General features: G+C 43.8%; 6 protein-coding genes. 1 reads left to right on the top strand and 5 read right to left on the bottom strand.

Annotated elements, in window-relative coordinates:
- Positions 1–5: 5 nt before the first annotated feature.
- From CXK86_RS04410 to CXK86_RS04390, 5 genes are all read right to left on the bottom strand, one after another.
- Complete coding sequence (locus tag CXK86_RS04410) at positions 6–623, bottom strand: hypothetical protein (RefSeq protein WP_076252113.1); 618 nt, start codon at positions 621–623, stop codon at positions 6–8.
- Between the two features lie 336 nt (positions 624–959).
- The gene (locus CXK86_RS04405; protein ID WP_076252115.1) at positions 960–1,505 is read right to left on the bottom strand and encodes a 50S ribosomal protein L25; all 546 of its coding nucleotides are present in this window, start codon (positions 1,503–1,505) and stop codon (positions 960–962) included.
- Positions 1,506–2,007: 502 nt separating this feature from the next.
- Positions 2,008–2,784 carry a class B sortase gene (srtB, locus tag CXK86_RS04400; RefSeq protein WP_101313566.1) on the bottom strand — a complete coding sequence of 259 codons (777 nt, stop codon included), beginning with the start codon at positions 2,782–2,784 and terminating at the stop codon, positions 2,008–2,010.
- A 23-nt stretch (positions 2,785–2,807) separates the two neighbouring features.
- A complete protein-coding gene (locus tag CXK86_RS33105) occupies positions 2,808–8,771 on the bottom strand; it encodes a DUF7601 domain-containing protein (RefSeq protein ID WP_101313490.1) in 5,964 nt (1,987 codons plus the stop codon).
- Between the two features lie 387 nt (positions 8,772–9,158).
- On the bottom strand, positions 9,159–11,282 hold the full coding sequence (locus CXK86_RS04390; RefSeq protein ID WP_076252119.1) for a bifunctional metallophosphatase/5'-nucleotidase: 2,124 nt from the start codon (positions 11,280–11,282) through the stop codon (positions 9,159–9,161).
- 591 nt (positions 11,283–11,873) lie between these two features.
- On the opposite strand from CXK86_RS04390, the gene CXK86_RS04385 reads away from it, so the two are divergent.
- Positions 11,874–12,500: a hypothetical protein gene (locus CXK86_RS04385; RefSeq protein ID WP_076252121.1), complete on the top strand. Its 627-nt coding sequence runs from the start codon at positions 11,874–11,876 to the stop codon at positions 12,498–12,500.
- Positions 12,501–12,511: the final 11 nt, after the last annotated feature.

The following is a 12,511-nucleotide window of genomic DNA, read 5'->3' as shown; positions in this document are numbered from 1 at the left end:
CCCTCCTATTTGCCATGAATCACAAGTCCATATTTACTGAAGATCCACGATTGGCTCAATTCGTGCATTGCATCATGGCTTATACGCACAGAGGGCTTTTGCTCCTTCATCGCATCTGCATCAAGGGCTGAGAAGCGAAGGGGTTTGGTCATTTTTTTGATAGAATCTCTTATTTCATCGAAAAACGCATAAGTTGCCGGCTTATGTTCACGGATATCCTCATAAATATAGTACTTTCCTTTTTCATCTTCCAAATCAACTTGAAAACCTTTCGGAAATGAAAGCAAGATACACGGCAGTTCATCCTCTGCCCATTGTCCGTGATATGGAAAAGAAACCTCTTCATTTCTTACAAAAAATCCTGAACTTTCTTGTTCTGATGCAATAGAAATAGAGTAAACAAAGAAGGGATGGATGTCATCTCTCTTTTCTCCTGCCACAAAATACTGATAGAACGTCTGATACTCCTCGTACACCTGATTATAATCATGCTCTGTTCGGGCAGCATTGGTACGATAGAATTGCGCTTGCCGATGCTCCAAAAGCTGCAAAAGGCTTTTAAACTCTTCAGGAGTGATGAAGAATCTCAGTTTATAGAATCCGCTATTCTTTAATTTGTCCATTTCTTTTCGCTCACCGCCCTGTTTAGAAATGTTATGCCAATGACCTTAGCGGGTCAGGTTCAGCTATATATGTATCTTATTTCCATTATAGTGATTACCTTTCCTGAGTCTACCTACTTTACACCTGAATTTTGCGAATGAACTTTGAAAAGGTAGCGAAATATCAGGATCATTACGCCTGTACGCGAGCAAAAGACATACGTGAGGTGAATTCCAGACTACCCGCCTTGTGAGGATGGGATCACGCCAACATCTCGTAATCAGCACAAATTAGCCGTACGGATGATCACCCGTACGGCTAATTTTGAATTATTCAGCTTTGCGAATTTGGAATTGTTAAGGTTTAACTACAGAGAGAAGAGACTCATTTCCCTCAGAGATCACCGTCACATCTGGTGCAAACTTAGCATCACTTACATGTATCGTTTCTCCAAGTTCCATAGTACTAATGTCAAATTCAATCGACGTTGGCAAGTGTCTCGGCAATGCCTCCACTTCAATAGAAGATAATTGAACTTGCACGACTCCGCCCTGTTTTGTGCCAATCGGTGTGCCGTTGAACTTGACAGGAATTTTAGTACGCAGGATCTCATTGGTCTGCACCTGCTGAAAATCCACATGAAGTAAATCCCGTGTAACTGGATCACGCTGGAGATCTTCCAACAATACAGTCAATGAGCCTTTCTCTTCAAACTGCAGTTCGATAAAACCAGACGTACCCTGCTTCAACCATTTTTGAAATTGTATTGTTGGAATATGAATCATTTCATTCTCCGTATTTTTGCCAAAAACAATACCTGGCAAACGCCCGGATTTACGTAAATCCCTAAGTCGGGATGTATTTAATGGAATGCGGTTCTCCGCTTGAAAACTAGTAGTCATGCTATGTTCGCTCCTCTTTATTAAATGATATTTTCACATTTTTCATACTCATCCAACCATCCCCTGTTGGGGCTAAAGAGAGAAACATAGCATCACCACCTCCATATACGATCCAATTAATTTTAAAATACATTTAATGTAAGCACCCATAATATACATGAAGGCACTCTACTCCGAAGAGTAGAATGCCTATGGGATGATTCAACCCTATCATAGAAACATAGATTTGTCGATTTAACCCCATAATATGATCAAAAGCGTCTCCTTCCAGTCTGCGTCGTTGATCAGCATAGAGACCACCCCAACGATGGAGTGGCCTTCATGTCCTCATCTCAAATGTATACATCCTCGATACTCGTTGGATTCGTCAGAATTTATCATTCTGCGTAATTCCTCAATCCACATGTCCATGAGCACCTTATTTCGGGGACAAGAAAAATCGCGTCCTCTAAGGAGAGAACGCGAGATAAAGCAGATTGATTTTGTGTTTCAGCATCGTCAATTAACGCTTTCGAGCCACCACCGCTAACCTACCGTTTTCGGTTGAATACTCGCATGTGGACAGCACAATAAGCTTGTCACCATACTGTGCTGTTACACCTGTGTCATAAAGAGAGAGTTGTTTGATATTCTGAACATATGAATCGAACTCGGCGGGCGTACTTACATTCTCAATCTGGTAGTATTTAAACACGTCGTCCGATTTGCGATAAACTTTTGACAGAATAACGGCAACAATCTCATACTCTTCCTTTTCGTAAAGCGTGCTGAACTGGAACGTCGCATGTTCTTGATAGAAGCTTTCGTTCCTGTACTTCATTAAATCTTTAAACATCCAACCACTTTTCATGTGATGTCCATGAATCAGCAAAATGTCCGAACTATTAGCCCGGCTAGACTCGTCCAAAAAAGGAAGACCACCTTGGTTTCCATTTTTATCAAAATCATGATTGAGATAGTACTCCGAATCCTGTGGCCTCTGCATGACCGGGTACTCAATTCGGGTACCGTCAATCTTCAGCCAGCCGACGATGTCTGAGTTCCTCTCGTAAAGATCTCGAAATTCGGGAAGCATAACCGGCTCATTGCCTTTATTGAACAAAAGGGAGGGGATTGCATCCCCTCCACCTTGTTCTGATCCTTCTTTCCAAACCTTTGTTAACTCTTCGATTTTCTGCTTCTCGGCATAGTCTCGCAAGAAAGTCCTCGCAAGACTGACAAGTGAAAATACCAACACAAGCAAGGAAACAGCGATAAGAATTTTTTTAGTTTTGCTCATTTTTCTTACCGCCTTCCCTTCCATTACTGGAAGTGCTTTTTCTTCTTGTACCCGAGTAGACAGAACCCAATCGTCATTAAGGACATCAGCGCCAAAATCATATACAAGAATGGCGATACGCTGTTATCTCCAGTTTTCGGAGCATCGTCCAACTCGTTGCTATCGTTCTTAAGCTGATCGTTACCATTGCCTGGTTCAGGCGTTACGGTACCTGGTTCAGGCGTTACGGTGCCTGGTTCAGGCGTTACAGTGCCTGGTTCAGGTGTTACGGTGCCTGGTTCAGGCGTTACAGTGCCTGGTTCAGGCGTTACGGTGCCTGGTTCAGGCGTTACGGTGCCTGGTTCAGGCGTTACAGTGCCTGGTTCAGGTGTTACGGTGCCTGGTTCAGGCGTTACGGTGCCTGGACCAGGCGTTACTGTCCCTGGACCAGGCGTTATGGTGCCGCCTCCATTGTTACCATTGCCGCCACCAGAACTAATTAGCTTCATTGGCACATCGTACCTGACAATGTCAAAATCGACTGAAATGGTACCACTTGTGTGCGTTTCGTATCCGTCTTTCGTTACGATCAGATAGTAATCCGCTTCAGGAAACACCATGTACGCATAGAAGCCATCTGCATCACTACTCTGCTCCGGGCTCTCGTTGTCGTACGGCGGAAAATTTGGAACCTTTGGAAGCGTTACTTTCGTACCCGGAATGCGGCCGTTATCTCTATTCCGCTGCGTATCCGCATAATACAGTGTAACTTTGGCTCCATCAATTTTCTTGCCAGTGACGGCATCTCCTGTCGTTTCATCATAGACCGTACCGTAAGGGTCGACTAACTCCTCTGAAATATTCAGCTCTCCGTTAGCTTTAACGTCAAGTTGCGCCACTTTGAGGAGCAATTCCTCGCCGGTCTCAGCTTGATAGCGAACTTCCATTGTGTACTTCTGCTCGCTTAGCCCTTCCACAGAGAAAGTTCCATTCGTAGCCATAGGGAATGCTTTAGGTTGGCCGTTTTCCTTAACATAATTGCCATCCTTGTCTTTCAAATAGATATGCATCTGGCTAGTCAACAAATCATTGAATAGCACTGTTGTTCCATCCAGTTGTTTGAACAGAATGATCCCCACGGCCGTAATGTCCGCTGGAACAGTCTCGTCCGTTACACTGCTGTTCACTTTTGCTTTCTGCGTAAATTCAACAGGTACATCCTTACCGCCTACCCGATACAATTTCGTATATCTGATCGTATAATCGGTATCCGCTACGGCTGGAATTGAATATTCACCCTTCTCGTTCGTCTGCGTCTGAATCTCTTCGCCTGTCTTCAGATCAGTTACCGTAATCGGTGCATTCGGAATGACTTCTCCTGTGTTATTGTTACGCAACACGCCTTCCAGATACGGTCGGGTATTGGCAAAATGTGCTTCAGATAATTTTTTCTCTGGAATAGTGCCCATGTGAATGAGACTCTCTGGATCAGTCACATAGCCATCTTCCGTATAATCATCTTGGGTCACTTTGTACTGAAGATTGGTTGGAAGCCCTTGGACAATGAACGTCTGGCCATCTGTAAGCTCAAAGCTCTCACCGCTCTTGATCATACCCTTACTGCCGTCTGATTTCTCATAGACGTAGGATTCGTCCGATCCCTCGCCGGTGAAGGCAACCGTGTACTTAAACAGCTTCTTCTTGTCTTCATCTTTGCCTTTAACTGTGTTGCTGATTAATAGGCCGCCCTTCAAGACTCGCACGTTCGTGAATGGGGCATCTTCATCAATACCTTTCATGACCCCGGTATAGTACCGTTCCTCAGGAGTAGTCATGTATTCATCGATTGGGTAATCTTGTTGGGTAACTGTGTATTTCAGATTCTTAGGCAGGCCCAAAATATCCAGTGTCTCTCCATCCTTGAGGCGGAAAGTACCGCCGGACTTGATCGAACCTGTGCTGCCGTCCGTCTTCAAGTAAGAGTAACTTTCCTCTTTGCCTGTATCCTCAAAGTTGACGGTGTACTCGAACTCCTTCGTGTTATCGCCGCCGTTGCCCATGACCGTATTGCTGATGGTCAGCTTGTTAACGGTCCGTTCATTGATGAAGTCCGCTTTGTGATCACCTTTATTCACGATTGAGCCAGACAGCTCTCTCGTACCCGGTATCGTCGTATAACCGTCAACGGATGTATAATCAGCCTCGTTTACGGTATAGACCAGATCCGCAGGCAAGGCTGGGAACGTCACAGATTCCCCGTGCTTAAGGGTAATCTTGCCTCCGCTCTTGATCGTGCCGAACGTATCATCCGACTTCTTATAGGTATACTCTCTGTCCTTACCTTCGCCGGTGATGGTCACGTTGTACTCGAACTCTTTGTCCGGATCACTGCCGTTGCCTTCCACCTTATTGGTAATGGTCAGCTTGCCTTGGGCCGGTGTAGGCACGATCAGTGGATTATCAGAGGTTAATTTCACCCCGTCAACCCAGATGGGCTTCCCTGGCGTATTCCCTACATATACTTGGTATACTCTTGTAGTTGGCAGCCAAGTATTGGTGTCAATATAAGTTTCTTTCAGCTCATAATACCCTGGATCAGGGAATAGCAGATTAAGTTTCCCTCCGCTATCGGTTTTTCCTTTGGTGATTATAGTTCCGCCGTCTTTCTTATAGAGTGTAAACTCTACGTCTTTTAGCGGATTGCCATTGGGATCTACCTTTTTCAGAGGCAACAGAGCATTGGAACTTGAACTGCCAGCCACGTCCGAACTGTCCAGCGTACTTTCGCTTCTGGCACTGACAGATTTCAGATTGTCATCGCCCTCCAGTTTTACCTCGTTGCCCATTGTGTCTCCAGCTTTCGCTTTAGATGGATCAACTTCTGTTTGGTACACAAACTGGTAAAGCTGATTAGGGTCGTCCATTTTAAATGTTAGAACCGTAGCGCCACCCGTGCCTGGTGCAGCTTCTACTTGAACTTCAGCATTCGGGTCGCTGAGGTCAAGTGCTGCGCCCTCTCGTTCAAGAGTGCCGCTTGCGGTCAATTTAGCAGGATAGACTGCCATACTAGGTGATGTCAGCACAAGCTTTCCGTTTTCTTCATAACGCAAATTCATGCCTGCACCCAAGGTATCCTGCAAATAAACACCCTGCTTCATGTTAAATGGCGGGGTATAGTTCACCGTCCATTCCAGCACTCCTGGAACTGGCTTAGTTACCGACTTTCCAAGGGTCTGAATAGGTACAATAACTTTGCGCTGTTCGGTGACAACCTTCTCCACTCCACCCCATGTCATATGGAGGTCGGCTTTGTTATACAGCACCTGCTTGTCTGTGCCGTTGATAGTGTATTCCTCTAAATACTTCTGCAGAGCATCATTGGAAGGTCTTGCCTTCACCAGAATGATATAAGGACTTTCCAACTTAGAGAAGGTGAAGGTACCCTCGTTTCCAATGTGTGAAAAATGGACTACATGAGAACTAGTACCTGGTTCAATTAGAGTTCTAGCATCGTTTCTAACACCATATTCATTGCCTGAACCATTGTTCGAAATTCCTTTCCAAAGCTCAAAATCCTTAGTTTCAGAGAAAGGAACAAATTCCCACCCTTCGGGAAGTGTATCCACTAGCTTAATATTACTAATGACTCGATTACCGCCATCCTTAGCCATTTCTTCTGTGTTATATCCAGGCATATTAACCCCTAAACGGAATGTGACCGTCTTGGTTGTCCTGTCATAGCCAGAAATCGTCCATGCTTCATTGTTATCATCTCTAATGTAACTGCTAACATTATTCGGCGTCACATTTTCAAAATTACCATCTACTTTTAATGGCCTCGAAGCAAAGAGCATATCCTTGTTCAACATACGCAGGTGTAGGTTGGCACTACTATTTGCTTCTTTTACGGTTTCGCCATCAATGAGCAAAGCCCGATTCGAGCTTATTTTCCCTGCGTTAATTTCCTGTCTGAAGAGAATGTTCGGGTTGGTCTCAAGTGCACGGAAGCTGAAGGATGCCGCTTCTTCGGTGTATCCGGTCACCTTGATCAAATCCGCCACCACTTTACCGTCCACGGTTAATGGAATAGCTTTCATCGTCAATCCGGTTGCATTCGACTTCAGAGTTCCCGCTTTGTACTGCTTCCAAAGCTGCGCAGAAGTGATATTTGCTTTAATTTTCGCAATTGTCTCCGCACTCACCTCGCTGGTTTCATCTACAGCGTTGTCCAAGACGTTCAAGTCACCGCCATGCACAAGGACATCGTATACTACCGCGTTAGGTAAGGCATACTGTGGTGCTAGATTAACGGTCCACGTGATACTGCCCAGGTTATAATCCTCGGTTGATACTGCGCCTGTTTTTGTAAACGTGTGTGCGCCAATGCTGACGACTGCCTCATCTGTCACCGCAATAGGTCTTTTACCCGTCATTACATCGTTGTTCTGTATAACCCCTGGTGTGTCCAAATTCCAGTTGGCACGAGGGTCAATTTGGAAGCTGGAACCACTTATCGCCTTGCTTTTAATCAACAATTCGACTTTTCCGTTAATATCCCCGAAGGAATACACGCCGTTTGAATCTGGTGTAATTGGCGTTTCTTCAGATACAGCGCCATCTACCCATGTCTGCCATGCAGCCGATTCAAATTCCAGCCCAGCCGGTAATACATTTGTGATGGTAAAGTCCTTTAACTCTTTTTTATTATATTGGTTAACCGCGATCTTCCATGTAATGGTTTCATTCGCATGGTCATACGAAGCGCTGGCTTGAATCCAGTCGGGAGCAAAAGAAATCTCCTGACCTGCCTGTACCAACATGTTGTTGTCCTGTCTCAGTTCCACTTTGCCATTCATGTCCCGGTAGCTGCGACCAAGATTGTTTGGCGGATTCCGATGTTCGTAATAATAAGCTTCCTTTGGAATCCATGTTTTATATTCAACCTTTGGATCTAGACCTGTTCCCTCTGGAAATATGTAAGTCAGCGATCCGTCGGCCCCAATGACTGGCGTTACATTTTGGCCGTTTACTTTGAATGAACCCTCCTTATAGATACCACGGACATTTCCAAAACCCGTATTATAAGTGGCTGGATTCGTATAGAATGTCTTCCCGTCTAACGGCAATTTGACTGTTTTATCAAACTGATCGAATGCAGAGACGTTTGACTCCCAAGTAATTGCACCTTCAACCAATTGCGCTGGCTGAATCCCGCGGTAACCATACTGATCCCACCTGATCATTCCAGGTGAGCTTAAAGTAATGTTATACTCTGCTGTAACATCTGGGTTCTCTAGCTGATATGCACCACCAAAGATGTTGATCGGCTTTTTATCGCCATACGCTAGTCCCGTTATATCTGCATTGGCAGTAGATTCAAAGCTGAAGGCAATACCTCGTCCAACACCATTGAAAAAATTATCTTCACCGTTAAATACAATCTTGATGCTATTTGGAGTGAAATAGGCGGTGCCCAGCTGTTTTGTACCTGATTCCGTCTGTGCATTCAAGGTTTTAGTAGCTGTTGGCAGCACCACTTCCTTGAAGTAATCTTCTCTTTTCAGCTCGATCCAGTCACCCTTTTGGATGTATTTCTCAGGATCTGCATTAGTGGGATTTGGGTCATCACCATTCACTGGTACCTTGAGACCTTCCGATTTGAGCGTAAAGGGCTGTCTACCCTGAATAATACCGTTCGGATTAATAACAGCATTCCCCTGTGTCACTTCCAGCGGAAAGGTTGAATTGGATTCCATAAATACCGCTGTTTTGTCCGTTGGGACTGCCACCATCGCTACGAAATTATTCGGTGCATCGTACACTGCCTCAGGTACCGAAAGTGGTTCGTCGGCACTCGGTGAGTCAGATTCAATGACGGCTTCCATTCCGGAATCGGTTGGCACACTCTCCGCATATGCGGCGGTGGAGTATATCACGGTCTGCAAGACGAGCAACATTGCCAGAAATAAAGACAATATCGGTTTACCTATATTGCGTTTTTGTTTCAAACGAAAATCTCCTCCACTTCTAAAATTTTTGCAGCAACCAGAAACTTTTTCCCTTTTCTTTGGCCATTCCATCCTTACAACAGAAACTGATAAAATTCATCAAGTTCATATGGCTTGCCTTACCATTTTACTGTAGAGCCCTTACCAAATTCTGAACACTAAACGGTAACCAAACCATAGAGCCAATTCAGACATAGATTTCTCCATAGAATCGTGGATTTTAAGCATAAAAAAAACATCCTAAATTGGGATATGGCATTCTCTTGGATAAACCCTTTTCACCAATTAAAGAACTACTTGATGAGAGGGTTTATCCGTAGAGGAATGCTCATTCGCCCGATAGGATGTGTTTCTCTGTTTTAATATAAAGTTTGAATAAGTTCTACATTATGAAGCTTTTGCTGCAACAGCTTTTTCAATTAATGCTTTTGCATCGTTAGTAGTCAGACCTAGTTTAGGTTGAAGTGATTTTTTATCTGTTCCAGCAAAAATACCTTTGTCAATCAGTTTTGCCATAGGTTTAATTGCATAGGCAGACACGGATTTACCATCTTCGAAACTAGCAATAATTGTAGCAGCGTCTTTATCAGTCGCTTGATCTTTTACCAATTTAGCAAGAATGGTAGCAGCTTCTTCACGCGTGATATCCCGATCAGGATAGAAGTTTCCACCAAAACCTTGAATGAATCCAGCATGCATAGCTTCAGCAATCGCATCTGCATATGCAGCATTAGCCGCAACATCTTTGAATACAGGTGCTGTAGCTACTTCGTTAAGTTTCAACATGTCGACCAGAGCACTTACAAATTCAGCACGAGAAATGACTTCTGTTGTTACAGGTGTTTCTGTTGGCTCAGTAGATGCAGCCAGGTTTGTGATACGTCCTTCATTTTTAGCTTCGATGCTACCGCCCTTATACGTGTCTACGATGTATTGGTAGAATACATCCAGATCGATAGGACCTGCCAGGGATGATTTAGCATCCAGCAGCACTTTATAGTTATCTCCACCTGCAGCCATAAAGTTGTTAACTACAGCCGTATATGTTTTTGCAGGATCAATCGTTGTTCCATCTTCCAGACTAAGACCAGTAACGCGTTCTGCGACTGGCTTATTGAAATCTGCAGTGTATTTCAAACCAGAGATTTGGAGTGTTTTGGTATTAGGTGTACCGTCAGCATTGGTACCCCATTGCTGCTGCAACAAGGTTTTAACCTGTTCGCCAGTCAGCTCAAGTTTTACTAGAGTATTACCAAACGGTTGGATTTTGGCAAGATCAGCAAAGGTCACATCGCCTTGTGGCAGATCCGCACGAATACCGCCTGGATTCATAAATGCAAAGTCAGCAGCACTGGCCTTATCCCCAAAGTCTGCTTCACGCATTGAATCTGCAATGAGGTTGCCCAGAGGGGCTTCGTTATTATAAGCATCTGTACGGGTAACAGAACCATCCGTTGTACCTACTGGTTTCGTCAGCTCAGGATGCTTGTCTAATGATTTTTTAATAATAGCTAAAGATTCAGGGTCTTCTTTTACACCCTCTTGGAAAGTCGTTGTAACAGTCGCTGATTTTTCAGTTACATCCCCGGTAGCAGGGTCAATCATCAGCTTGATATCTTCAAACGCCGTACCATATGAGTAGGCTTGCACAATCAACTTTCCGTTCACTTCACCGTTAGCCAAAGCATGATTGTCACCTGCAACGATAACGTCAACAGGGGAGTCCGCCGGTAAAGCTTTTGCCAGATCAGCTGCTTCTCCAGTGGTTACACCTTCTTTGGTTGTTGCTGGATCATGTGCCAAAACAATGATCGTTTCTACACCTTGGTCTTGCAATTCTTTGGCATATTTATTAACGGCTTCCACTTCTTCTTCTGCGCTTAAGAAACGTACGCCAGCTGTCCCAGATGGAGATACTTTGGCAGGTGTTGATTTCGTCACTAGTCCGATAAATCCAATTTTGACTCCGCCCACTTCTTTAATCACATACGGCTTAATCAATGTTTTTCCTGTGGCAGTTTCAATCACGTTTGCATTGACGTAATCAAATTTTGCACCGGCATGTGTTACCTTACCTTCTTTTGGATCAAGGCCACCAAAGATCTGTGCCTTTAAAGCAGCGACACCTTGGTCGAATTCATGATTCCCTAAGGAACCTACATCAAAGCCCATCATATTCATCCATTCCATGGTAGGCTCGTCACGATCCAAAGATGAGGCTGGAGCAGATGCACCAACAGAGTCCCCATTATGGAAGAGTAGAGAGTGTTCATATTTGGCTTGAGCTTCTTTGAGATAGGTTGCTAGAATTGGAGCCGTTCCTGCCTTCTTATCACCCACGATTGATGTGGTATCTAACTGACCGTGGAAATCATTGATTCCAATCAAGTGTACTTCTACATCGTTACCTGCGGCAGAGACAGAACCTGTTGCGCCCAATAGTTGCGTGAGTAATAGTGCAGCGGTAGCTACACGCAGTGTGCTTTTACCCAAAACTTTTTTCCAAAACATGAATGAAAAAACCCCTCTCCAATTTTAGATCCTGAGATATTTTACCATAGTTCAATTCATAAAAATCATTAAATATATAAAATGGGTGTAAAAAGTTGAGAGATTGATAGAGGAGATGAATACCTATATCTCGATCTGCACCAAAATTAGTGTTTAGCTTCAATTTATTCAATCGAATAACAGGTTTTTTTCTAGCTCAGGAGACGAGAAGTTATAACGCATTGGTTGTAAGTAATAGATTCAAAATTTCATATAGAAAAATATGGCTTTTATATTTTTTGTTGCTATAATGGAAAATAAAGTATGCATTTTCACTTGATGATATAACTCCTCTACTAAAAAACACTTAGCTTCCATCTCCTAAAACACACACATCCCATTACATAATATGTATCAAAGATTTTCACACTTCTATTAAAGGAGGTGACCGTTGGGAGCATTTTAGATCTTAGTTCCCATTTTACACCAGATGGGGACGTGTTACCTCACCGCTCCTGACTGAATACAACGTAGAAACATGCAATAGCTGTAAGGATTTGTTGTTCTATGCATTTAACTTTAACCATTATAAGAAAAATAGGAGCGTGTCCAATGAACAAACGACTTTTTCCCAGATCTTTTCGAGTTCTTATGGCTTGCTTGTTGATTCTTGCATTTGCCGTACCAGCAACAGCTTCTGCTGGCTATCTTGGAGATAAACTCACGATCGGCCAAAGCATGGCTAAGGGTGACTATCTCACCTCCCAAGATGGCAGGTTCTCAGCCATCTGGCAAAATGACGGGAACTTTGTTATCTATCAAAACGGTTCTTCTCTCTGGAGTAGCGGAACTAGTAACAGTGGGGCTCTTTCGTTCAATTTTGAATCACAGTACGGGAAACCTGTCATGTATAAATATGGCATGAAATATCAAGACGTTTACCAATATGGTTATCGTTATGGTTTCAACCCGGCTACAGGTAAATTCGAATATTACACCGGTTGGGGATGGGATAAAGTTTTGATGATTGATACTTCTGTACAGGTAGCTGCCTGGTCTCCCAATACCACCTCATGGATTCCAGGTCATCACGGGAGCAGCTTACCTGCTAACACAACGGGTGACACACTGGTCATGCAAAGTGATGGGAATTTAGTTCTCTATAACACAACCCTGACCAATAGCAATTATCCGAACAGTTGGATTCCTGTCTGGGCTTCCAATACGGGCGGGCGTTAAAAAAATGAAGA

Source organism: Paenibacillus sp. BGI2013, from assembly GCF_002843485.1.
Lineage (GTDB): Bacteria > Bacillota > Bacilli > Paenibacillales > Paenibacillaceae > Paenibacillus > Paenibacillus amylolyticus.
Note: the sequence above shows the minus strand (reverse complement) of the source record. Positions and strands in the feature narration are given on the sequence as shown.

Excerpts from the sequence above, each read along its gene's own strand:
- srtB (WP_101313566.1), bottom strand. The coding sequence starts at position 2,784 with ATGAGCAAAACTAAAAAAATTCTTATCGCTGTTTCCTTGCTTGTGTTG.
- CXK86_RS04390 (WP_076252119.1), bottom strand. The coding sequence starts at position 11,282 with ATGTTTTGGAAAAAAGTTTTGGGTAAAAGCACACTGCGTGTAGCTACC.
- CXK86_RS04410 (WP_076252113.1), bottom strand. The coding sequence starts at position 623 with ATGGACAAATTAAAGAATAGCGGATTCTATAAACTGAGATTCTTCATC.
- CXK86_RS04405 (WP_076252115.1), bottom strand. The coding sequence starts at position 1,505 with ATGACTACTAGTTTTCAAGCGGAGAACCGCATTCCATTAAATACATCC.
- CXK86_RS04385 (WP_076252121.1), top strand. The coding sequence starts at position 11,874 with ATGAACAAACGACTTTTTCCCAGATCTTTTCGAGTTCTTATGGCTTGC.